Genomic DNA, 23842 nt, shown 5'->3' on the forward strand with positions numbered 1-23842 from the left:
AAGGGACGGTTAACTATTTAAATAGAACTTATCTTTGCAATCTAAATTTTTAAAAATATGAATATCTTTTTTCAAACCTGGCCTTGGTATGTTTCAGGTTTTATCATTGGTCTAATAATGTTATCACTAGTTTTTTTCGGAAAATCTTTTGGTATGTCATCCAATTTACGAACTATGTGTACAATCATGGGTGCAGGCAAAAAGGTTGCTTTTTTTGATTTCGATTGGAAATCTCAACGTTGGAATTTATTAGTAGTATTAGGTGCAATGCTTGGTGGTTTCGTGGCAACACACTTCATGAGCGATCCTAGTAATGTATCGATTAATCCAAAAACAATCGAAGCTTTGGCAGCTTTAAACATCGAAGCTCCAAACGGACAATTGGCACCAATCTCTATTTTTGGTGACTTGAATTTTTTGCAACCCAAAAACCTTATTGTTTTATTAGTTGGTGGTCTTTTAGTAGGTTTCGGAACTAGATATGCTGGTGGTTGTACTTCTGGACATGCCATTTCGGGTCTTAGTAATTTGCAACTTCCGTCTCTAAAAGCTGTAATAGGTTTCTTTGTCGGTGGCCTTATTATGGTTCACGTTTTATTCCCCTTAATTTTTTAAATCATGAAAATAATCAAATATATACTAGTCGGTTTTATATTCGGAATCGTTTTGACAAAATCTGAAGCCGTTTCTTGGTACCGTATCTACGAGATGTTTCAGTTTCAATCCTTTCACATGTACGGAATCATTTCTGTTGCAATTGCCACTGGAGTAATTGGAATCCAAATCATTAAGCGCAATAACATCAAAGATATTGATGGAAACGCAATTGAAATTGAAGACAAAGAACCAGGTAATTTTCGCTATTGGATAGGAGGAACTATCTTCGGACTCGGTTGGGCTTTGATAGGTGCTTGTCCAGGACCAATTTACATTCTACTAGGAGCAGGATACTATTCGATAGGGGTTGTACTAGTAGGTGCGATGCTTGGGACGTACCTGTATGGAGTAATCAAAAATAAGTTACCGCATTAATCTACTGTTTTTATTGCAGTTGTTATGATTTTAGTCTTTTGTTTGTAAGCAGAAATGCTTAATCACTAAACTTCGAGCCTATCCTTTACGCAAAAAATTAAATCAGAATATATGTCATAAAAAAAAGCATTCTCGTTGGAGAATGCTTTTTTAATTTTATGCCAAACCGAAAATTAAATGATTTCAGCGCTAATTCCTGCTTCCAATAATTGCAAGCATTGTGGTTTCAATTTCTTCAAAGGTCCCGTTTTTACGGTACATTTTCCGTTGTAATGCACGATTAATGAGCATTGTTCTGCTTGCTCAGGTGTGTGCTCGCAAACGCGCATCAAGGTTTCGATAACGTGATCAAAGGTGTTCACATCATCATTATATACAACAATTTCGTTATTCAAAGTAGGTGCTTCTTTCAAGCTTACCTTTTCTCTTATTTTTTCTTTAGTACTCATTTTGTTCTTTTTTTTGTACTTGTGATTAATAAAATAGCAACCTCTAATTTACGTATTTTAATGATACCCAATTGTTTCTTTCGAATTTTTTAACATACGTCAATCCTTTTTCTGTGCATGATGCATCAATAAACGGAATGTCTTCGGTATAAAAACCGCTCAATAATAAAGTTCCTCCAGGATTCAAACAATCTACATACGCTTGCATGTCATTCAACAAAATATTACGGTTGATATTTGCAATAATAAAATCGTATTTTTTGTCTTTCAACAAAGCAGCTTCTCCTTCATATACCGTAATGTGCTTGCAATTGTTGCGTTCTGCGTTTTCGATAGAGTTCAAATAACACCAGTTGTCAATGTCAATGGCATCAATAGGTTGCGCTCCTTTCATTTCGGCCAAAATAGCCAAAATAGCCGTCCCACATCCCATGTCAAGCGTTTTTAAACCTGTAACATCTGTTTCAAGCAAGTGCTGAATCATCATGTGTGTAGTCTCGTGATGTCCCGTTCCAAAACTCATTTTTGGTTCGATTACAATATCAAATTCGGCTTCTGTTTTCGGGTGAAAAGGAGCACGTACGTGACAATTTCCGTCTACATCAATAGGTTCAAAGTTTTTTTCCCATTCTTCATTCCAATTTACTTGCTCGATTTCTTCAAAAGTATAGTCGATTTTAAACTCTTCAGAACTTAATATCTGAATGTTCTCTAAAATAGATTCATCCCATAGATCTTTTTGTACAAAAGCAGATACGCCCGTTTCTGTTTCAGTAAAACTTTCAAAAGCTGTTTCTCCCAATTCTGCTACAAGAATTTCAGAACCCAATTCTTTTGGAGTGATTGTAAAATGGTATCCGATATATATATTTGACATTTCTTAATTTTTTTGCAAAGGTAGCATTTCTGTTTTATCGTTTTTATATAAAGCAAAAAAAGAATTGTAATTTAATCGGGTTCGAAAGTGTTCTTGCTATTTGCAAGTGCACTTTTAGAAAATTGTAAACCGATTTACCTTTCGAATATTTTCTTTTCGAAATCCATTATTTTTTTCGAAAGAAAGAATGTCAACTTTAATGCAAGTCTTCCGATGGTATTGATAAAATGGTTCTTATTATTTGTGATACTGTAAATGTGTGAGATGTTTGTTGTTATTTTTTTGGTACAAAGTTAATAGGGAATGCCTTGACGTACAATTTATACGAGCTCACTTTCAATAAAAAACACCGATCTGGAATTGGCTAATTATAGTTATCCTAGTTGTTAAAAAAAATGAAATAAAAAATGCTGTTTTATGAATTTCTTAGAACGGAAAGTATGGTTAAATTTATCTTATCTTTGCAGAATAAAAACAATCTAGTATAATGAAAAAGTTTACTATCCTTTTACTTTTAATTGCGACGATAAGCAGCAGTGCTCAGGTGACTATTCGACAAAACAAGCAAGATAATGACTTAAAACTATCCGCTTTACCTTATTATAGTTTTGGAAAAGGAATAGGAATCACTTCTCCTGATAGTTTGTACCAGTTAAATATTCGTTTTCGAATGCAAAATAGGGTTACTTATACCAAAAATGAGGAGGAAGCTGGAGGTTATGACGGCCAAATTCGTCGTCTGCGTTTGCGATTAGATGGCTATGTAGGTTCGCCAAAATTTCTATACGCTATTCAGTTGTCTTTTGCGCCAGGTGATGTGGGCGAAATAAAAGAAGGTGAAAATATCAATATTATTAGAGATGCGGTAGTATTCTACAGACCAAACAGGCATTGGAATTTGAGTTTTGGTCAAACTAAATTACCAGGAAACAGACAAAGAGTGAACTCATCTGGTGGTTTACAATTGACAGATCGTTCTATAAACAATGCAAAATTCACCATAGATCGTGATTTTGGTTTTCAAGCACATAATTTACATGAGTACAAAGATAAATTTTCATACAACTTTAAAGCTGCTGTATCGACAGGTGAAGGTCGAAATGTGACCGGAAACTCGGATAATGGGATAGCACTAACCGGAAAAGTAGAATTGTTGCCTTTTGGTGCTTTTACCAAAGACGGAACTTATTTTGAGGGCGATATTGCAAGAGAGAAAAAGCCCAAATTCATGCTTTCGGGCGCTTTTCAGCAAAACAATCATGCCAAGCGTACGCAAGGGCAGTTGGGTAGTGATTTGTATGAAGACCGTACCATGAAATCAGTATTTGTAGATGCTATGCTTAAATATCGTGGTTGGGCTGCCATGTCGAGCTATATGTCGCGAGCTACTATTGAGAATGCGATTACAGTCAATCCAAATAATCCGTTACAGAGTAACTATGTATTTGTTGGTGAAGGTTTTGATTATCAGTTGAGTTATATCTTTAAATCAAATTACGAATTGATAGGTAGATTTTCGACTCAAAACGTGGGGAAAGACATTAAAGCTTTGGCACCCGATACCAAACAATACAGTTTAGGAGTTACAAAATACATTTGGGAACACACCTTTAAGCTACAAAGTGAGCTTACCTTTGACCAGCTTTCGTACAATGATGGCAGCAGCAAAAACAATTGGTACGTACGTTTTCAAGTAGAAATCGGAATATAAATAAAAAGAGCAGTGACCTTCATCACTGCTCTTTTTGTATCTATATAAGAAGGTAGTAAATTATACTGCCGCTTTTACAATCGCTAAGAAATCATCTGCTTTCAAGGCTGCTCCACCAATAAGACCACCGTCTACATCTGGTTTAGAGAAAATTTCAACTGCGTTTTCTGGTTTTACACTTCCACCATATAGGATAGAAACTTCGTCAGCTACTTCAGCTCCAAATACTTTGCGAACTGTTTCTCTGATAAATTCGTGCATTTCTTGCGCTTGCTCAGGAGAAGCTGTTTCACCTGTACCAATAGCCCAAACTGGCTCGTATGCCAAAACAACTTTTGACCAAGATCCTTTTTCGATTTGGAACAAACCATCACGCAATTGGTTCTCAACAATGTTAAAATGTTGTTTGTCTTGACGGTCTTTCAACTCTTCACCAAAACAGAAAATAACAGTCATGTCATGTTTCAAGGCTGTGTTTACTTTTTCAGCAATTAAAGCATCACTTTCATGAAAGATAGCTCTACGCTCAGAGTGACCTAAGATTACTGTGTTCACACCAACACTTGTCAACATATCTGCAGTGATTTCTCCTGTAAATGCACCACCTTCAGCTTGGTGAACGTTTTGTGCTGCTACTGTGATTGCTTTTCCTTCTAGTTGTGATACAGCTGCTGCTAGATTCACAAACGTTGGAGCTACAATTACTTGTGCAGTAGTATCAGCAGGCAATTTTGCTACCAATTCGTTTAAAAGTTCAGCAGTTTGTGCGGCATTTTTATGCATTTTCCAGTTTCCAGCTACAATTTTCTTTCTCATCTTTTCTGATTTGTTTTAATTTTTATTTTAGTTCAGTTATTGTTTTGTCTATAAGGTCAAAGTCTGTTTCAATAGCACGGTACAAGGCAATTTTACCCGTTTTGTCTATTACAATGTATCTCGGAATCCAATCTAGGTCAATTGCACCAGCAAATTTTCCTTTCATTTGATCGTTTGCCATAAAGTGTGATCCCTTTAAATCGTGCTTGATTATTCCGTTTTGCCAAGCAATTTCAGTTTTGTCCATAGAGATAAAAACGTAGTTTACCTCAGGATGTTTGGCTTGCAATTCTTTCAACTTTGGCATTGCTTTGATACAATCTCCACACCATGAAGCCCAAACTTCGATCACCGTTGTCTTACCTTCGTTTGCTTTCAAAATAGATTCAAAACTCACTTGGTTCCCTTCACGTGTAAGCAAGGTTTCTTTCAATGCTTCAGTTGAAAAGCTTGTTTTTTCTTTTGTTTTATTCGAACATGATATAAAAATGAATACTAAAGCGACTAGAGCAGTTAATTTTTTCATTTGTGTAATTTTTGCTAAGTTAATTAAAGTTGAAATAAAGCCCTATTAAAAACAGCCTTAATCCCGTTTTTTATTGATTTTTTATCGTAAAATCAATAAATTTCTATTGATATGATTATGAAAACGTAATAGTTTGTTTTTCTGTTGCATATATTTCAATCAGACTCAAAAATGTGTTTACAATCTACAATTTCAATTTGTCGATGTCATTATGATGCACTTTTTGTGTGATTGTGCCATAATTCAAAATTACGATGCTAGGATTTGCTCTTTCGATTGTTTTTAATGTAGTACCATCACAGAAGTAAAAGTCAAAATCAAAAGCATATTGTTTTTGAGCTGCGGCTATTTGTTCAGGAGTCGATGCGGTCATAGCGATCACTTTGTATCCTTTTGCTTTGGCATCAACGGTCAAGGTTTTTAGTTTAAGTAAGCCTTCCGGTGAAGCATTTGGCAAGTCGTAGGTAACAAAAATCATCACCTTTGGCTCACGTAAAAATTCTTCCTTATAATCAGATCCATCTTTGGTCATCGTGAAATCGTGAATAGGAGGGACATAGCCTTCTACGATAACCTTGTCTTTTCGATCTACAAACGTAGCGCCTTCTGGAATATTCATCAGGTCATTTTCGCCAAACTCTGTATCAACGCCATTGACTTTGTAGATAAAAATCATTTCTACAACCGACTTAGGAGCAGAATCAGGTATTGCCATTCCTTTTGTAATATTGGTACCAACTTGGTACGGTCTAAAATCAATTGCTGGTAAATGGTTCAAAACATGATAACCAAACATAGCCGCAAGAGCAAAACTTGCAAACGCCAAAACAGTTTGTATTTTGTTACCAAATAATGGCTTAATTAACTTTCGATTAAAAGTCAAAATCAAGATAAAAAACAACAAAACAATATCCTTGGTAAACGATTCCCATGGTGTCAAATGGAGCGCGTCACCAAAGCAACCGCAGTCTTTGACCACATCAAAATAGGCAGAATAGAACGTCAAGAACGAAAATTTAATGATCATAATCAGCAAAATCCAAATGGTCCATTTTGCTTGGTATCCAATCAATAAAAAAACACCCAAAACTACTTCAAGGATAACAATAAATAGCGCTAAAGCGAGGGTATACGGAATCAAAAAAGGCATATTGAACACGGGTTCACCAAAATATTCGCCGAGTTTATAGGAAAATCCCAGTGGATCATTCAATTTAATTAATCCCGAGATGATAAAAAGAACGCCGACAAAAATTCTCGAAAATTGGGTAAGTATATTTTTCATTCTAAAGAGGTATTATTTTTTGAATCCCATTAATATTAACGCAAAAACGGAATAGTTAAGCATGTCTTGGTAGTTGGCATCGATCCCTTCCGAAACCAATGTCATCCCTTTATTGTCTTCAATTTGTTTCACACGCAAGAGTTTTTGCAAGATCAAATCGGTCAATGAACTCACACGCATTTCGCGCCATGCTTCGCCGTAATCATGATTTTTGGCTTCCATCAATTGTTTGGTTAGCAGCGCTTTTGCATCGTATAATTCGGTAGCTTTTTCTAATCCCAAATCAGGTTGATCAACAACACCCAACTCCAATTGAATCAAGGCCATGATCGAATAGTTAATGATTCCGATAAATTCTCCAGTTTCATCTTCGTCCACTTTTCGAACCTCATTTTCTTGTAAGCTACGTATGCGCTGTGCCTTGATGTAGATTTGATCTGTAAGCGAGGGTAGCCTCAAAATGCGCCATGCACTCCCGTAATCTTTCATTTTTTTGGTGAATAACTCACGGCAAATTGCCATAACTTGATCGTATTCCTGAGAAGTATTGTTCATTATTGATGTATATTTGTCTAAAATTTTCTCAAAAATAAGGATTAAATTTAAAAGTCAAAGGTCGTTTAAAGTTTAAAATGTTTAAAGTTTGAGGTCGTTTCCGATTGAGACAATTTTAAACATTTTAAAATCTTTAAACTTTTAATCAATAAATCAAAATGACCATAAACTGTAACGGACAATTAATAGATTTGAAAGCACCCAAAGTAATGGGAATTTTGAATATAACACCCAATTCTTTTTTTGACGGTGGAACGTATAAAAATGAAGCTGACATTCTTTCGAAAGTAGAAAAAATGCTGGTTGATGGTGCAACCTTCATTGATGTGGGTGCCTATTCAAGCAAACCAAATGCCGAATTTGTTTCAGTTCAAGAAGAAATAAATCGAATCCTGCCGGTGGTAGCACTAATAATGAAGCTATTTCCAGAAGTTATCCTTTCTATAGATACGTTTAGGAGTGAAGTAGCTAGGATTAGTATCGAAAGTGGTGCTGCCATAATCAATGATATCTCCGCAGGAAAATTAGATGAAAAAATGATGGAAACCGTCGCAAAAGCACGAGTACCTTACATCATGATGCACATGAAGGGGAATCCACAAACGATGCAAACCTTGACAGATTACGATAATATTGTAAAAGAAATGATTTTGTACTTTTCGGAAAGAGTTTTTGAAGCACGTCGTCACGGAATATCAGATTTAATAATCGACCCCGGATTTGGCTTTGCTAAGACATTAGATCAAAATTTTGAAGTGATTCGAAAGTTAGAAGACTTTCAAATGCTTGATTTACCATTGTTGGCGGGTATTTCTAGAAAATCAATGGTGTACAAAACACTCGAAAACAGCCCTGAAGAAGCATTAAATGGCACGACCGTTTTGAATACGATTTCGTTGTCAAAAGGAGCCAATATCTTGCGGGTACATGATGTGAAAGAAGCCGTTGAAACGGTAAAATTATGGAATAAGTTAAAGAAATAAATGATGAAATACCTATCTATTGCACTAGTTGTACTGCTTTTTTCATGTGGTAAAGAGGAAAATATACAATTGCCCAAAGCAGCTAAAACTATAGTAAGCGATGTGCAAGATCACTCGCCAATTTATATTTTTTTTAGATCGAAAGAGAAAGATACGTTGGCAGAAGTAAATCGAAAAAACAGTATCATATCCACCAATTGGATTTTGAATATCGATGCACGCTTACCCTTGAAATTGGTTATTCCGGAAGTAATGAAATTGCAGGAAAAAAAGCGACAAGAGAAAGCGCATAAAAATGAAAAAGCAGAGAATTTTTATGCATATGCTGATAGCATCGGAAAAAATATGGCTTTCATTCCGTTTACGAAGGTTTTTTATAAAATTGGGAAACCGGATAAAAACAAATTAGTTTTTCATTTTCGAAAAGGAAAAGATGTAGTTGTATTTAAAGGAGTTGATGTTCAAATAAAAGATTTACTAGAAAGCTTTTATGCTACTAAATATGAAGTCACACCAAAAGTTGTATTTCAATTTGATGGGAATATGTCTTATGGAGAATATCTTCAAAACAAAATACTATTAAATGGATTCAAAGATATAAATGAAGAATTTATCTTTTAAGATGAATTCATATTTGCGTTCAGCTTTCACTGGATGATAACAAATTATTATTAAGAAGGCTTTAGCCGAAAACTATTATGTTTTCGGCTAAAGCCCTTTATTATTTTGGAACAGTTCAATCGGAGGATAATTTTAATTTATGTACAAAAATCATAGTTTAGTCTAAATAATCGCACGAAGACATTAACGACGGAAACGGCAAACTGGCACTGAATACCGTAAACTAAATACTGCAACCTAATACTGCAACCTGAGACTGTAAACTGAAAACTGCAAACTGAGACTGAACACAGAAGTTCTACTGATGATGATAAGGTTCGTTCTTCAAAATAGTAAAACCGCGATATAATTGTTCGATAAAAAACAAGCGCACCATTTGATGGGAAAACGTCATTAGCGAAAGCGAAATTTTCCCTTTTGCTTTAGCATAAACCGTATCAGAGAAACCATAAGGACCACCAATCACAAACACAAGCGTTTTGACACCCGAGTTCATTTTTTTCTGCAAATCTTCCGAAAAAGCGACACTTGAAAATGTTTTTCCGTTTTCGTCCAACAAAATTAATTGGTCAGTGGGTGTGATTTTCGATAAAATCAATTCGCCTTCTTTTTCTTTTTGCTGACTTTCAGACAAGTTTTTTACATTTTTTATATCTGGAATCACTTCCAAATCAAATTTGATATAAAAAGACAAACGCTTGGCGTAATCATCAATCAGGGTTTGAAGTGCTTTATTGTCGGTTTTGCCTATTGCAAGTAGTTTAATATTCATAAGGTTTTGATATACAAATAGATCTGATGGTTGTTTTTTTGCAGCAATTATTCAGTTGCTATTTATCTACAAGATCATTTTCTCGTTTCAATATTTACTTTTCTATAATACAAAATTGTAAAAGAGCAAAGATAACAATCTAGTTTTGGATTTTGATCATTCCTTCGGATCCAGTTGGTTTTGGAGTCAATTCCAAAATAGAATTCGGCGCCAGTAATTTTTCTATTCGATGAGAAACAAATATAATGGCAATGTTCGTTTCCTTAGCCAAATGTGATATAAGTTGCGTGACTAGCGCTACGTTTTCGTCATCTAATCCTTCTGTAGGTTCGTCTAAAATCAATAACGGCGGATGTTTAAGCACCGCACGTATGATCATAATGACCCGTTGTTGGCCTACTGATAAATCTATAAATGCGGTTTTTCGAAGGTGTTGCATGTCTAAAAAGGTGAGCCACTCGTTCACAGTTTTGACTTGTAAGTTGGTAGGCTGCACATACAAACCTACAGAATCGAAAAAGCCAGAAAGAATCATTTGCTCTGTGGTATGTTTTTTTTGGAATAAATCAATCATGGCCGATGAGAATTGACCAATATTTTTTTTAATATCCCAAATGCTTTCACCGCTTCCTTTCTTTTTCCCAAAGAGATATAAATCTTGTCCGTAGCCTTTTGGATTGTCGCCAGTTATCAAAGACAAAATGGTACTTTTTCCAGATCCATTAGGACCTATCAATTGCCAAAACTCTCCTTTTTTGATCGTCCAATTGACGCCATTAAGTATGGGTTTTTCGTTATAACTCACATTTAAATTGTTCATTTTGATCAAGACAGGATCTGGGCATTCAATGATTTCTAACGGTTTCGGAATCGCGGTTACAAAGTAATTATCCTTTGTTGTAATCGTAGTTAACGGTTGCAAGGCAAAGGTGTTATCTAGAATTTGTCTCTTATTGAGTATAAAATCAAGTAAATCATCAGCACGATTAACGAGCTGAATCAAACTAAAGGTCTTAGCTAGTTCTTGGAGCTGAATGCGAAGTTCTTTCCTAGAATTATGATCCAAATGGTCCAAAGGATTGTCTAGAATTATAAAATCAGGTTTTTGATTGATGCAGTATTTTAAAAAAGCCTTCTTTCGCTCACCAGAGGAGAAAGTGCGCAGTTGACGTTGTGTGTCGGGTGCCGCTTCCACCGAATCGTATTGGTACTCTTTTTCGATAAACTTTTCGATGGCTAAATCAGAGAAAAGAATACCTTTTTTGAAATTGAAGAACTCCAATTCTCCTACTGCTTTTGATGTAATTATATTCTCGATGAATTCTTTTTTTGCGACTTGATTGCGCAAAAGAATATCCCAGTGATTGATGTCTTGCATTTTGTACTATTAAAAACACAAAAGTACCACTATATTACTACATTTGAAATGCTGATATTATTTTTTGTCTGATTTTTATGCTTTGGCCTTGTTCTGAATCGAATACCGGTTGATGGTTAATAAAAAAGTATAAAGACTGCAGGACAAATTTTCTTTTCGATAAAATTATCTTATTTTAGCCTAAACAAATAACGACACCCAATGATTACTGAAGCTCAATTTTTGAATGAAATACAAATCTTAATTGCAAATGCTATCCGTGAGGATGTAGGCGATGGCGACCACAGTTCACTTGCTTGTATTCCTGCAACGGCGCAAGGTAAAGCAAAACTTTTGGTCAAAGACAACGGGATAATTGCTGGTGTCGACTTTGCAAAAATGATTTTTGAGTACGTTGATTCCAATTTAAAGGTGGAGACTTTTATCGAAGATGGTGCTGCTGTGAAGTATGGAGATATCGTATTTCATGTCGAAGGAAGCTCTCAATCAATCCTAAAAGCAGAGCGTTTGGTGTTGAATTCAATGCAGCGCATGTCTGCCATTGCGACCAAAACCAATAGCTATGTACAATTGTTGGAGGGTACTGGTACCAAAATATTAGATACTAGAAAAACCACTCCAAGTTTTAGAGTGGCCGAAAAATGGGCCGTAAAGATTGGTGGTGGAGAAAATCATCGTTTTGCACTCTACGACATGGTGATGTTGAAAGACAATCATATTGATTTTGCGGGCGGAATTGCCTTAGCGATTGACAAAACCAAAGAGTATTTGGCGACACAAAAGAAAGATTTGAAAATCATAGTAGAAGCTAGAGATATTGACGAGGTAAAAGAAATTTTGGTTGCCAAAGGGGTTTTTCGAATCTTGTTGGATAATTTTGACTACGATATGACTCGCGAAGCTGTTGCATTAATTGGAAACGAATGTTTGACCGAATCATCAGGGAATATTAACGAAGACACAATTAGGCAATATGCAGAATGTGGCGTAAATTATATTTCGTCTGGTGCTTTGACACATTCTGTTTATAATATGGATTTGAGTTTGAAAGCGATTTAATACTAATTTGAGCATTAAAAAAGAATAGATGTCTGCAGAAATTGAAGCAATAATTAACCGCATTCCCGTAATTCGAAATTTGGTTTCCGTTTTTAAACGGATCAAACTTCCTTGGATGGAAGGGATTAGTTTGTATGATTTACTCGAATTATATGGGTTAGGTCTTACTTCTGGCGCCTTCTCTAATCGTGCTGGTTCGATAGCATTTAGTTTTTTTATGGCCTTATTTCCGTTTGCGCTGTTTATTTTAAACTTAATTCCGTATATTCCGATAGAAGGTTTTCAGCAAGATTTTCTAGATTTTGTAGCAGATGGAGTACCACCAAATACCTACCACGCTATCGAAAGCATTATCAATGATATTTTGACCAACAGTCACTCAGGCTTGATTTCGACCGGTTTCTTGTTGTCAATTTTCTTGATGGCCAATGGATTGAATGCTGTTTTGGGTGGTTTTCAAAAATCAGATCATGTATTGTTGAAGCGCAGTTTTTTACAGCAGTATTTGGTTGCCGTAGGAATGTCACTTTTTTTGTCCTTCCTATTAATATTGACCGTTGCAGTAATCGTTGTTTTTGAGGTTGTCATTCAGTTAGAAGCCATACAAGATATTGTCAGTGATAGTATTCCGTTGATTATATTAGGACGTTATATTTTCTTGGTTTTGATGCTGTTAATCACCACATCGATCTTATTTAAATTTGGTACCAAAGACAAATACAAAGGAGCTTTTATCTCAAGAGCATCCATATTTAGTACGATCTTGACTATCTTAACCTCTTACTTTTTTGGTATTTGGGTAGTGCATTTTTCAAAATATAACGAGCTTTATGGTTCTATTGGGACTTTATTAATTGTTATGTTTTATATTTGGATCAACTGTATGATTCTTTTGCTTGGTTTTGAGTTAAATGCTACCATTCATAAAAAAAGAGACCAAAACGATAGCCTTAAGCTCGAAAAATAAACGCATTAATGGGAGGCGAAAATTCCATTACTATTAACTAATTTCAAAAAACAAACAACCATGAAGAAGTCATTATTGACCCTAGTTTTATTATGTGTAACCTCTGTTTTCTATTCTCAAAGCATTACTGGAAAGTGGAAAACAATTGACGATGAAACGGGCGAAGCAAAATCTATTGTCGAAATTTATGAGCGCTCAGGAAAAATTTACGGGAAAGTTACAGAGATTCTAGATGCAAAACGAGCAAAAGCACTATGCCAAGATTGTAGCGGTGAAGATGCTAACAAACCGATCTTGGGTTTGACAATTATTAAAGGACTTAAAAAAGACGGAAAAGAATACAACGGTGGATCTATCTTAGACCCAAAAAGCGGAAAAGTATATCGTTGTTTGATGGAATTGACAGACAAAGACAAACTTAAAGTAAGAGGTTATGTTGGTTTTTCATTATTTGGTAGAACACAAGTTTGGTACCGCGTTAATTAGTTATAAAATATAATAAGTATACAAATGTTATTTTTTGTTGAAGTTATCATGCCGCTTTCATTAGCCAAAACCTTTACGTACAGTGTTTCTGAGGCGGAGTATCACTTTATAAAAAAAGGAATGCGTTTGGCAGTACCTTTTGGAAAAAATAAGATTTATACAGCATTGGTAATTGATACACATCAAAACAGACCAAGTTTATACGAAGCGAAAGAAATTCATCAAATCTTAGATGAAAAACCAATCGTTAACGAAAAACAAATCGCACACTGGCAGTGGATCGCTACCTATTATATGTGTGCAATTGGTGATGTGTATCGTGCCGCAATGCCTTCTGCATTTTTGTTAGAAAGTGAATCCCTGATTATGCAAAAACCAGATGTTTTTGTTGATGAAGCTACACTGACTGACGAAGAATACCTAGTCTATCAAGCGTTGCAACTGCAATCTTCATTGAAAATTCAGGAAATAAGTGCCATTTTAAACAAAAAAACGGTTTTTCCTGTCATTCAAAAAATGATAGACAAAAACATTATAATTTTAGAGGAAGAAATACAAGAAAGCTATAAGCCAAAATTGGTGCGGTACATTCGTCTGCATTCCAAGTACGAAGGCAATGAGGGTTTAAGCCAATTACTTGAGTTTTTGAAAAATGCAGCCAAACAAAAAGAAATTGTTCTGGCTTATTTTCAGTTAAGTGCAGTTGAAAAAAAACCAATTGCGGTCAAGAAATTAGTTGAAACCGCAAATACGAGTACGGCAATTGTTAAGGCTTTAATCGAAAAAGAAGTTTTTGAAGAATATTACATCCAAGTTGATAGAGTTCAGTTTAAAGGGAAAGCTTCGGAAGATGCTATAGTTCTAAGCGAGGCACAACAAAATGCCTTTGACACTATTCAGACTAGTTTTGAAACCAAAGAGGTGAGTTTGCTGCATGGTGTGACCTCGAGCGGAAAAACAGAGATTTATATTAAATTAATAGAACATTATTTAGAAACTGGTAAACAAGTTTTGTATTTATTGCCCGAAATAGCACTAAGTACACAGCTAGTAAGTAGACTTCGAACTTATTTTGGTGATAAAGTGGCTGTTTTTAATTCGAAATATAATAATAATGAGCGTGTAGAGGTTTGGAATCAAGTCTTGCACCAAGCGGCAAAAGCACAAATTGTTATTGGTTCAAGGTCTTCTTTATTTTTGCCTTTTCAAGATTTAGGATTATTGGTGATTGATGAAGAGCACGAGCAAACTTTTAAACAAATGGATCCTGCACCGCGCTATCATGCACGTGATGCGGCTATTGTTTTGGCGCACTTTTACAAAGCCAAGGTTTTGTTGGGGTCTGCAACACCAAGTATAGAAACCTATTTTAATGCACAAAATGAAAAATACGGACTAGCTACCATTACTGAACGTTTTGGGAAAGTCATGATGCCCGAAATAGAATTGGTTGATATTAAGGACAAATATTTTCGAAAACAAATGTCAGGGCACTTCAGTGATGTTTTAATCGAAAGGATAACCACTGCAATTTCATTAGGTGAGCAAGTGATTTTATTTCAAAATAGGCGAGGGTATTCACCCTTGTTAGAGTGTATGACATGTGGGCATGTACCGCAATGCCAGCAATGTGACGTGAGTTTGACCTATCACAAGCACAAAAATCAATTGCGTTGCCATTACTGCGGATATTCAATTGCAAAACCGGTGAGTTGTCATAATTGTTCTAGTATTGATTTGACGACCAAAGGTTTTGGTACCGAACAAATTCAGCAAGAATTGATTCACCTTTTCCCATCTGCAAAAATTGGGCGTATGGATCAAGATACCACAAGAGGTAAATTCGGTTTCGAAAAAATTATAGACAGTTTTAAAAATCAAGAAATCGATATTTTGGTAGGAACGCAAATGCTAGCCAAAGGTCTGGATTTTGAAAATGTGAGTTTGGTAGGAATTATGAATGCCGACAATATGTTATTTCATCCTGATTTTAGAGCATTTGAAAGAAGTTTCCAGATGATGACGCAAGTAGCAGGACGTGCAGGACGAGCGGCAAAGCAAGGTCGTGTTGTTATTCAGACTTACAATCCTAATCATAATACCATTCAGCAAGTCACGCGCAATGATTATATAGGTATGTATAAGGAGCAACTGTATGATCGAAAAATCTATTATTATCCTCCTTATTTTCGAATTATAAAACTAACCTTGAAACAACGAGATTACAACAAGTTGAATGAAGGGGCAAAGTGGTTGCATAGTGTATTGACTCAAAATTTAGCTATTCCGATATTAGGACCTGAAGAACCAGCGATTAATAGGATTAGAAATGAGTTCATCCGTACGATCTTGATTAAGATTCCGCAAGAATCGTCTATAAATGGCACAAAAAAAACTATTCAAAAAATATTGAATAGTTTTGATTCTGTACCTCAGTACAAAGCTATAAAAGTGACTGTAAACGTTGATTTTTATTAATCAACTGTTAATGCTCGTACAAGATCTTCTTTCTTATTTCGGCTCAACGGAATTTTAGTTGGACCAATTTCGGCAAATTTACTGTTGAAACGCTCAACTTTGTCAATGTTCAAAATGTAGGACTTGTGAACTCTAACAAAACGGTTTCCTGGTAAATCGGCTTCAAAGGCTTTCATGGTCGAAAGAACCAAATGACTATCCTCTTCAGTAACTACACGTACGTAATCACCAAAAGCTTCTATCCATTTTATTTTATTTGTAAATATTTTTAATTTTTTCAAATTACTTTTGATAAAGATATGTTCACCTTCATCATCTTTATTATCATTTTTATAAAGATATTGGTCAACGGCTCTTTTCACAGATGCATTGAAACGTTCAATTGCAATAGGTTTTTGCAAGTAATCGGTGGCATCATAATCAAAAGCTTTCATAGCATATTCTGCTTTTGATGTAACAAATATGATTTGTGGTTTAGTCTTTAGACCATCCAAAAAATCAAATCCGCTGATCACAGGCATCTCTATATCTAGAAATATAAGGTCAACATTATGTATCGACATGCAGCTTTTGGCTTCAATCGCGTTAGAAAAATCACCAACCAAGGTTAGGTTAGTGTGATTATTTACTAACTTTGCAATTATCATCCGCTGTATCGAACTATCATCTACAACTACGCAATTAAGTTTCATATTTATTGTCTTTAAGATTTGGTTTTGTAAAAATAATACGTTTTTTTCGATAAAACTAATTTTTCATCGATTATTTTAGTCGTTAAACGTCAAAACGTGTATTTGGACGAATTTTTAATATTTAGGGTTGCGAAATTAAAAAATTTAAGTACTTTTGCATCCAAATTAATAAAAACATATATTATATGAATCATTATGAAACTGTTTTCATTTTAAATCCCGTTTTATCTGATGTTCAGGTAAAGGAAACAGTAAGCAAATTTGAAGATTTTCTTACTACCAGAGGGGCTACTTTTGTATCAAAAGAAGACTGGGGTCTTAAAAAAATGGCTTACGAAATTCAAAACAAGAAAAGTGGTTTTTACCATTTGTTCGAATTCAATGTTACTCCAGAAGTGTTAATCGCTTTTGAAACTGAATTTAGACGTGACGAAAGAGTTATGCGTTTTTTAACTGTTAGTCTTGACAAACATGCTATCTCTTGGGCTGAAAGAAGAAGAGCAAAACTTAAATCTCAAAAAGCTTAATTATCATGGCAACATTACAACAATCTGCTTCAGGAAAAAAAGACGGAGATATTAGATATCTTACTCCTTTAAACATAGAAACTAACAAACAAAAGAAATACTGTCGTTTCAAAAAATCTGGTATCAAGTATATCGATTATAAAGATGCTGATTTCTTATTGAAATTTGTTAATGAGCAAGGAAAAATTCTTCCTCGTCGTTTAACAGGAACATCATTGAAATACCAAAGAAAAGTGTCTGTAGCTGTTAAGCGTGCACGTCACTTAGCTTTAATGCCATACGTGGCCGATTTACTTAAATAATATTAATAATATAAGTTGTTGTCCCGATTACAATCGGGACTAACTTCTATAATAAAGGACAACAACATGGAACTTATTTTAAGACAAGACGTTCAGAACTTAGGATTTAAAGACGATGTAGTAAACGTGAAAAACGGATACGGTCGTAACTACTTAATCCCACAAGGATTTGCTCATTTAGCAACTTCTTCTGCGAAAAAAGTATTAGCTGAAAACCTAAAACAAAGAGCACACAAAGAAGCTAAAGTAGTTGCTGATGCGCAAGCAGTAGCAGAAGCTATCAAAGCTATCGAAATTAAAATTTCTGCAAAAGCAGGTGGAGAAAAATTATTCGGTTCAATCACGAATATTGATATCGCTGCAGCTTTAGCAAAAGGTGGTCAAGAAATTGATAGAAAATTCATCACTAGTGGTATCGTTAAACGTACTGGTAAATACAACGCAAGCGTTCGTTTACACAGAGATGTAATCGTAGACTTACCATACGAAATCATTGCTGAATAATTTTTTATTTGCAATACAATATAAAATCCCGATGAGAATCGGGATTTTTTTTTAATATTAAGCGTCGCTTTTAGGTGCTTATTTAGAATCGTCAATTTGAATTTGAGATTTTAATCCTAAATTCTAAATCAAAAATCCTAAATCAAAAATGAAATACGCAAGATTAACCAAAGAACAATTTGAAGAGTTAACACAAGAATTTACTAATTTTCTAGCTTCGCAGTCTATTGATAAAGGAGAATGGGATGCAATTAAGGCCAATAAACCTGAAGTTGCAGAGCAAGAGCTAGACGTTTTTTCAGATTTAATTTGGGAAGGTGTTCTTGTAAAAGCAGAATATTTAGAGCATTTTTCTAAAAATCATATTTTCTTGTTTCAAACTTTTGATACGTACATCAATTCTATCGTTTTAAAATCACTAGTTCCAGAAGTTGATTTTTTGACTAATGAAGGATTGCAATGGTTAAGTGATAATATGTTCACGGATACTATTGAAATGAAAGTAGGTAAAAAAGAATTCTCAGACGAGCGCAATGCTTCTTTGTTTGCACTCATTCAGCAAGGTGCGTTTTTGAGCGACGGACAATTATATAAACAAATTAATACGATTATTGAATCGTAGTTAAAATTTTTTCTCCTGATCATTAATTAAATTTAGGAAGTCAGGAACCATAAATTATTTCATTAGGAAAAAGTATATTTTTAATGTGGGTTTCTTTAAAATTGGTTATTTTAGTACACGAAATTAAATACTAAAATAGCCAATTTTTATATGGATATGCTACCTCAAATACTTTTGTTAAGAGAAGAACTCAGTCAACATAATCATAATTATTATGTGCTTGACAATCCCACGATTTCTGATTTTGATTTTGATACCAAATTAAAAGAGCTTCAGGAACTCGAGCAAAAGAATCCACAATTTTTTGATCTCAATTCGCCAACTCAACGTGTAGGAGGAGCAATTACTAAAAATTTTGCCACCGTAGCTCATGAGCAGCGCATGTATTCGCTGGATAATTCTTATTCCAAAGAAGATTTAATGGACTGGGAAAAACGTATCGAAAAACAATTGGGAGAGGTGCCTTTGGAATATACATGTGAGTTGAAATACGATGGTGCTTCTATGAGTATCACCTATGAAAACGGTCGATTAATTCGCGCTGTTACGCGTGGAGATGGATTTCAAGGTGATGATGTGACGAACAATGTTAAAACAATACGCTCTATTCCGTTGCAGTTGAAAGGGAATTATCCTCCAAAATTCGACATTCGTGGCGAAATCATATTACCATTCAAAGGGTTCGAAAAAATGAACCAAGATTTAATCGAAATAGGAGAGACGCCTTACTCCAATCCAAGAAATACAGCATCTGGAAGTTTAAAATTGCAAGATAGCGCAGAAGTAGCCAAGCGTCCTTTGGATTGTTTGTTATACTCTATTGTGGGAGATAATTTGCCTTTTGAAACCCAGTACGATGGATTAGAAACAGCCAGAAAATGGGGTTTCAAAGTACCTGCTGCATCCAAATTGGCCAAGAATTTAGACGAAGTTTTTGAATTTATTGATTATTGGGATGTTCACCGCCATGAATTACCCTATGAAACAGATGGTGTAGTAGTCAAATTGAACAGCCGTCAATACCAAGATGAGTTAGGATATACAGCCAAATCACCTCGATGGGCAATGGCTTATAAATTTAAATCAGAACAGGTTTCTACGGTTTTGAATTCGATTTCATACCAAGTAGGTCGAACGGGTGCGATTACGCCAGTCGCTAATTTGGAACCGGTGCAATTGGCGGGAACAATTGTAAAAAGAGCTTCGTTACATAATGCTGACCAAATCGAAAAATTGGACATACGAGTATGGGACACTGTGTTTGTTGAAAAAGGTGGAGAGATTATTCCTAAAATTATAGCAGTTGACCTAACGGAGCGATCTACAACTGCGGAGCAAACAAAGTATATTACCCATTGCCCAGAATGTGAAACCGAATTGGTACGATCAGAAGGAGAAGCAAATCATTATTGCCCCAATTTTTATGGTTGTCCACCGCAAATTATTGGCCGAATTCAGCATTATATTTCGAGAAAAGCCATGGATATTGAAGGGTTAGGTGGCGAAACCGTGGCGTTGTTGTTTACTAATGGTTTAGTTCGAAATTATGCGGATTTGTATGAGTTGACCGTAGCTCAAATTATTCCTCTGGAACGAATGGCGCAAAAATCGGCAGAAAATCTAGTAAAGGGCGTAGCAGAATCGAAAAATATTCCGTTTGAACGTGTTTTGTATGCATTGGGAATTCGATTTGTAGGTGAAACGGTCGCTAAAAAACTAGCAAAACATTATAAAACTATCGATGCTTTGGCTCAAGCTACTTTGATGGACTTAGTATTGGTAGATGAAATTGGAGAACGAATAGCTCAAAGTGTCATTGATTTTTTCGAAAAGTCAGAAAACAGATTGATTATCGAACGCTTGAAAGAAAAAGGTGTTCAATTTGAGGTAGTCGAAAAAGTAAACTTAAATGCTACCGAAATTCTAGTAGGTAAAGTTTTTGTAGTTTCTGGAGTTTTTACAGAGTTTTCGCGTGACGATTTGAAAAAAGCAATTGAAGATAATGGAGGTAAAGTAGGTAGTTCTATTTCGACAAAAACCGATTATGTGGTAGCGGGTGATAATATGGGACCAGCAAAACTGGATAAAGCCAGCAAATTAAATATCCCGATTATCTCTGAAACCGATTTTATGGCGATGATAAAAGGGTAAGGTGTGGCAAAATGTTAACTGCAGTTAAATGCAAAGAATACAAAATAGTTAGTGAACTTCGTGTAGTTTTGAATTGTTCTTTAATTTGTTATAATGCAGAAAAAAATTGATGCAAAAATGAAATTTATTCCAATAATAGTTAAACTGAAAAATGCTAAAGAAGTAAAAATTAGGAGCGCCGAAATTTCTGATGCTGAAAACTTATTGAAAACTATAAAAAATTATATAGTTGACAGTGAATTTATTCCGAAACTTTTTGAAGAAATAAAACTTACTATTCAACAAGAAGAAGATTTGATAAATTCATTTATCCAAAAAGAAAACTCTTTGTTATTAGTTGCCGAATATGATAATGAAATTATTGGAAATATTGATATTACAGGAAGTTCTAGAATAATTAAGCAACATACTGGAGTTATTGGAATGGGCATGTTAAAAGAATGGAGAAATTCAGGCTTAGGAACTGAACTAATGAAACATTCAATTAATTGGGCAAAAGAAAATCCAATGTTAGAGATTTTATGGCTTCAAATTTATTGTGAAAATGAATTAGGATTAAGTTTATATCGAAAAATGAACTTTATAGACAATGGAATAATTAAAAATTACTTTAAACTCAATGGAAAGTACTATGATAATTTAACAATGAGTTTATCGTTAAAGAAATAAGACCGAGCGCTCAAAATTGGTTTGTAAAATTGGTGAAATATGTGGTAAATTCACGTTTATCTTTTTTAAGAAATTTTATCTTATTGAAAATAATCGGCTACGAAGTTCGCAATCTCGCGGAGCCTCGAAATGCTATTAATAATATGTACGGAAACATGGAAATTTAAACATCAATAGATTATTTTTTAGTAATAAATAGAAAATATGAATTTTATAAAATCTACACTTAAATTTTCAATACTCGGTTTTTTAATCCCAGGAATTACAGCAATTTTTCTACTAGGAATACAAATGTTTCTAAGTGCTTTGGGAATAGAATGCACTACATCGTGGAAAATAATTTGGACTGTAACAATAATTTCAGGAATAAGCTTGCCATTTATTTTTGGTAATTACATTACAAATATTACTGATGAAAAATTAAAAACCTTAAAGTTGAAATATAAAATTTTCTGTTTGATCGAATATATTTGTATTCAAGCAAGTTTTGGGTGTTATTTTTCAAGCAGTAATACTTTATGTTATGTCAGCGACGGACAAAATGGACTTGAATTAGTCTTCACAGCATGGTTAGCAATACCAATTTTAATAATTTTAAGTTTTATATTTAAAGAAACAATTAGTTATGCAGAAGAATAACCCAGTAAGTAGAACTACTGATAAAATTAATTAGTTTATATTTAGGTATTTAGCTTAGTTTAAAGATAGTTTTGTACTTGCGAAATCTGAAAAATCTACAATACTGCTCATTCTTAAGCTTAAACTTCATGTAGCGCCAAGACAATACTCCAAATAATATAGCAACTATTATTTGAAGTTTCTTTTGTGGTTAAAAAATGTAATTATAAAAATAATTCGCTGTCAATTAGCCCAGATTGAGGCGGTATCCTCTTGCTCCCAATTCCGAAGCTTCGGGATTGGGAGTAAGAGATTGAGCCGAAAGCGGGTGGGATCTTGAAATAAAACGGGTTGTTCTGCTTCTAATAACTAAAATGAACGGTTAAGAAAGGGCTTCCTATTTTCAAACTTCGTACCTTTGCGACTTAGAAAATTAGAAGAAATGATTAAAATAGGAAAATATAACGCGCTAAAGATTTTGCGTGATACACAAGTTGGTTTGTTTTTGGGAGATCCAGAGAAAGATCCAGAAGGTGTTCATGATGTGCTTTTGCCTAATAAATATGTGCCCAATGTTTTTGAAATTGGGGAAGAGTTGATTGTTTTTGTATACTTGGATCACGAACAACGTCCTGTTGCAACGACACTTGAACCTTATATTTTGTTGAATGAATTTGCGCTTTTGCGTGTGAATTATACCAATCAAGTCGGTGCCTTCATGGACTGGGGAATGGAGAAAGATATCTTGGTTCCGTTCAAAGAACAAGCACGTCCGATGGAAAAAGGAAAGCGCTACTTGGTGTATTTGTATATGGATGAGAAAACAAATCGCTTGGTTGCTTCGAGTAAAACAAATCAGTTTTTGAAAAACGAGGAGTTAACTGTTGAAAAAGGAGAAGAAGTTGATTTGATTGTATCGCATATTACCGAAATTGGTATTAATGTGATTATCAATGAACAACACAAAGGTTTGTTGTATAAAGATGAAGTATATGATGATGCTATACGTACGGGTGATCGTATGCGAGGCTTTATTAAAAACATTCGTCCTGACAACAAAATTGATGTTGCATTGCAGGAGCAAGGGTACGCAAGCGTGGAACCAAATGCCGAATTGATTTTGAATGAATTGAGAGCTAGCCGAGGTTTCTTACGTTTAAATGACAAATCGCATCCAGAAGATATTAAGACGGTCTTGAAAATGAGTAAAAAGATTTTTAAGAAAGCGATTGGTGCTTTGTATAGAGAGAAGTTAATCGAAATTAAAGAGGACGGTATTTATTTAATAGAAGCGCCTTTATAGTATAAAAAAAGAAAGACTAATCGAATGTGATTAGTCTTTCTCTTATTTTATGGCATTTTGAAATAAAAATAATGCCGTATTATTTAATGAACTGGAAACAAAATCTGCCGTTTCCGTTTTAACTTTCTTTATCTTTTGAATTTCTATAATTGTTACAATCCCTAATTGCATTAAAACCGTTGGTTCTTTTACTTGTTTTGGATTTTACTTTTTCATTTTATTAATTCTGAGAATTAAAGTATAGTAATCCAATTGATTAACCTTTGGTGCTCCTAGTGTATATTGGAATCAATCTTAGATTTTCCCTCTTAGGCTCTTTTGTTCCGAATTTTAAATTTAGTACCGTACAAAAAAGAGTGATAAAGTGATTTACATTTTTCAAATATTCTTCTTTAAGGTTAATAATTCAGTGATGTATTATAAGGTCAATTGCAATTGTAAATATTTAACCAATGCTGC

General features: G+C 34.5%; 26 protein-coding genes. 17 read left to right on the top strand and 9 right to left on the bottom strand.

The window, feature by feature from the left end; genetic code table 11:
* Positions 1 to 57: 57 nt before the first annotated feature.
* Both FFWV33_RS12905 and FFWV33_RS12910 read left to right on the top strand, forming a co-directional pair.
* Positions 58 to 615, top strand: a complete 558-nt coding sequence (locus FFWV33_RS12905; protein ID WP_108741289.1) for a YeeE/YedE family protein — start codon at positions 58 to 60, stop codon at positions 613 to 615.
* Positions 616 to 618: 3 nt separating this feature from the next.
* Positions 619 to 1032, top strand: coding sequence for a DUF6691 family protein (locus tag FFWV33_RS12910; protein WP_108741290.1), 414 nt, complete (start codon positions 619 to 621; stop codon positions 1030 to 1032).
* 173 nt (positions 1033 to 1205) lie between these two features.
* On the opposite strand, the gene FFWV33_RS12915 is transcribed toward FFWV33_RS12910, so the two are convergent.
* Entirely contained in the window at positions 1206 to 1481 is a 276-nt protein-coding gene (locus tag FFWV33_RS12915; RefSeq protein WP_108741291.1) for an ATP-dependent Clp protease adaptor ClpS, read from the bottom strand.
* Between the two features lie 43 nt (positions 1482 to 1524).
* Complete coding sequence (prmA, locus tag FFWV33_RS12920) at positions 1525 to 2358, bottom strand: 50S ribosomal protein L11 methyltransferase (protein ID WP_108741292.1); 834 nt, start codon at positions 2356 to 2358, stop codon at positions 1525 to 1527.
* A gap of 487 nt (positions 2359 to 2845) precedes the next feature.
* Here prmA and FFWV33_RS12925 point away from each other — a divergent pair, with 487 nt between their 5' ends.
* A complete protein-coding gene (locus FFWV33_RS12925) occupies positions 2846 to 4069 on the top strand; it encodes a porin (RefSeq protein WP_108741293.1) in 1224 nt (407 codons plus the stop codon).
* Between the two features lie 60 nt (positions 4070 to 4129).
* Here the strand turns inward: FFWV33_RS12925 and tpiA are convergent, their stop codons facing one another.
* The 4 genes from tpiA to FFWV33_RS12945 all read right to left on the bottom strand — a co-directional run bounded on the left by tpiA (position 4130) and on the right by FFWV33_RS12945 (position 7251).
* The gene (gene tpiA, locus FFWV33_RS12930) at positions 4130 to 4885 is read right to left on the bottom strand and encodes a triose-phosphate isomerase (protein ID WP_108741294.1); all 756 of its coding nucleotides are present in this window, start codon (positions 4883 to 4885) and stop codon (positions 4130 to 4132) included.
* Positions 4886 to 4907: 22 nt separating this feature from the next.
* Positions 4908 to 5411, bottom strand: a complete 504-nt coding sequence (locus FFWV33_RS12935) for a TlpA family protein disulfide reductase (protein ID WP_108741295.1) — start codon at positions 5409 to 5411, stop codon at positions 4908 to 4910.
* 184 nt (positions 5412 to 5595) lie between these two features.
* On the bottom strand, positions 5596 to 6696 hold the full coding sequence (locus FFWV33_RS12940) for a BT_3928 family protein (protein WP_108741296.1): 1101 nt from the start codon (positions 6694 to 6696) through the stop codon (positions 5596 to 5598).
* 12 nt (positions 6697 to 6708) lie between these two features.
* Positions 6709 to 7251: a DUF1599 domain-containing protein gene (locus tag FFWV33_RS12945; RefSeq protein WP_108741297.1), complete on the bottom strand. Its 543-nt coding sequence runs from the start codon at positions 7249 to 7251 to the stop codon at positions 6709 to 6711.
* A gap of 158 nt (positions 7252 to 7409) precedes the next feature.
* On the opposite strand from FFWV33_RS12945, the gene folP reads away from it, so the two are divergent.
* A complete protein-coding gene (gene folP / locus FFWV33_RS12950) occupies positions 7410 to 8234 on the top strand; it encodes a dihydropteroate synthase (protein WP_108741298.1) in 825 nt (274 codons plus the stop codon).
* On the top strand, positions 8235 to 8855 hold the full coding sequence (locus FFWV33_RS12955) for a hypothetical protein (protein ID WP_245891514.1): 621 nt from the start codon (positions 8235 to 8237) through the stop codon (positions 8853 to 8855). It begins immediately after the preceding gene.
* A 298-nt stretch (positions 8856 to 9153) separates the two neighbouring features.
* Here the strand turns inward: FFWV33_RS12955 and rlmH are convergent, their stop codons facing one another.
* Positions 9154 to 9627, bottom strand: a complete 474-nt coding sequence (gene rlmH / locus FFWV33_RS12960; protein ID WP_108741299.1) for a 23S rRNA (pseudouridine(1915)-N(3))-methyltransferase RlmH — start codon at positions 9625 to 9627, stop codon at positions 9154 to 9156.
* A 139-nt stretch (positions 9628 to 9766) separates the two neighbouring features.
* Positions 9767 to 11005: an ATP-binding cassette domain-containing protein gene (locus FFWV33_RS12965; RefSeq protein ID WP_245891516.1), complete on the bottom strand. Its 1239-nt coding sequence runs from the start codon at positions 11003 to 11005 to the stop codon at positions 9767 to 9769.
* Positions 11006 to 11206: 201 nt separating this feature from the next.
* Here FFWV33_RS12965 and nadC point away from each other — a divergent pair, with 201 nt between their 5' ends.
* The 4 genes from nadC to priA are packed head-to-tail and all read left to right on the top strand — an operon-like array spanning position 11207 to position 15995.
* Positions 11207 to 12064 carry a carboxylating nicotinate-nucleotide diphosphorylase gene (nadC, locus tag FFWV33_RS12970; protein WP_108741300.1) on the top strand — a complete coding sequence of 286 codons (858 nt, stop codon included), beginning with the start codon at positions 11207 to 11209 and terminating at the stop codon, positions 12062 to 12064.
* Positions 12065 to 12092: 28 nt separating this feature from the next.
* Positions 12093 to 13031 (top strand): YihY/virulence factor BrkB family protein, encoded by a 939-nt coding sequence (locus FFWV33_RS12975; protein ID WP_108741301.1) that lies wholly within the window; start codon positions 12093 to 12095, stop codon positions 13029 to 13031.
* A 60-nt stretch (positions 13032 to 13091) separates the two neighbouring features.
* A complete protein-coding gene (locus FFWV33_RS12980; protein WP_108741302.1) occupies positions 13092 to 13517 on the top strand; it encodes a DUF2147 domain-containing protein in 426 nt (141 codons plus the stop codon).
* A gap of 24 nt (positions 13518 to 13541) precedes the next feature.
* Positions 13542 to 15995 carry a replication restart helicase PriA gene (priA, locus tag FFWV33_RS12985; RefSeq protein WP_108741303.1) on the top strand — a complete coding sequence of 818 codons (2454 nt, stop codon included), beginning with the start codon at positions 13542 to 13544 and terminating at the stop codon, positions 15993 to 15995.
* Here priA and FFWV33_RS12990 read toward each other — a convergent pair.
* Positions 15992 to 16687, bottom strand: coding sequence for a LytR/AlgR family response regulator transcription factor (locus FFWV33_RS12990; RefSeq protein ID WP_108741304.1), 696 nt, complete (start codon positions 16685 to 16687; stop codon positions 15992 to 15994). The genes priA and FFWV33_RS12990 overlap by 4 nt on opposite strands.
* A gap of 185 nt (positions 16688 to 16872) precedes the next feature.
* On the opposite strand from FFWV33_RS12990, the gene rpsF reads away from it, so the two are divergent.
* The 8 genes from rpsF (at position 16873) to FFWV33_RS13030 (ending at position 23383) form a co-directional block, all read left to right on the top strand.
* Positions 16873 to 17214 (top strand): 30S ribosomal protein S6, encoded by a 342-nt coding sequence (rpsF, locus tag FFWV33_RS12995; RefSeq protein WP_108741305.1) that lies wholly within the window; start codon positions 16873 to 16875, stop codon positions 17212 to 17214.
* A 5-nt stretch (positions 17215 to 17219) separates the two neighbouring features.
* Positions 17220 to 17516 (top strand): 30S ribosomal protein S18, encoded by a 297-nt coding sequence (gene rpsR, locus FFWV33_RS13000; protein ID WP_066077030.1) that lies wholly within the window; start codon positions 17220 to 17222, stop codon positions 17514 to 17516.
* 66 nt (positions 17517 to 17582) lie between these two features.
* Entirely contained in the window at positions 17583 to 18020 is a 438-nt protein-coding gene (rplI, locus tag FFWV33_RS13005) for a 50S ribosomal protein L9 (RefSeq protein ID WP_108741306.1), read from the top strand.
* A gap of 148 nt (positions 18021 to 18168) precedes the next feature.
* On the top strand, positions 18169 to 18642 hold the full coding sequence (locus FFWV33_RS13010) for a DUF6495 family protein (RefSeq protein WP_108741307.1): 474 nt from the start codon (positions 18169 to 18171) through the stop codon (positions 18640 to 18642).
* 150 nt (positions 18643 to 18792) lie between these two features.
* Positions 18793 to 20793, top strand: coding sequence for an NAD-dependent DNA ligase LigA (gene ligA, locus FFWV33_RS13015; protein ID WP_108741308.1), 2001 nt, complete (start codon positions 18793 to 18795; stop codon positions 20791 to 20793).
* Between the two features lie 93 nt (positions 20794 to 20886).
* Entirely contained in the window at positions 20887 to 21462 is a 576-nt protein-coding gene (locus FFWV33_RS13020; RefSeq protein ID WP_108741309.1) for a GNAT family N-acetyltransferase, read from the top strand.
* A 204-nt stretch (positions 21463 to 21666) separates the two neighbouring features.
* Positions 21667 to 22101 carry a hypothetical protein gene (locus FFWV33_RS13025; protein WP_108741310.1) on the top strand — a complete coding sequence of 145 codons (435 nt, stop codon included), beginning with the start codon at positions 21667 to 21669 and terminating at the stop codon, positions 22099 to 22101.
* A gap of 421 nt (positions 22102 to 22522) precedes the next feature.
* The gene (locus FFWV33_RS13030) at positions 22523 to 23383 is read left to right on the top strand and encodes a CvfB family protein (protein WP_108741311.1); all 861 of its coding nucleotides are present in this window, start codon (positions 22523 to 22525) and stop codon (positions 23381 to 23383) included.
* Positions 23384 to 23842 lie beyond the last annotated feature (459 nt).

This window comes from Flavobacterium faecale, from assembly GCF_003076455.1.
Lineage (GTDB): Bacteria > Bacteroidota > Bacteroidia > Flavobacteriales > Flavobacteriaceae > Flavobacterium > Flavobacterium faecale.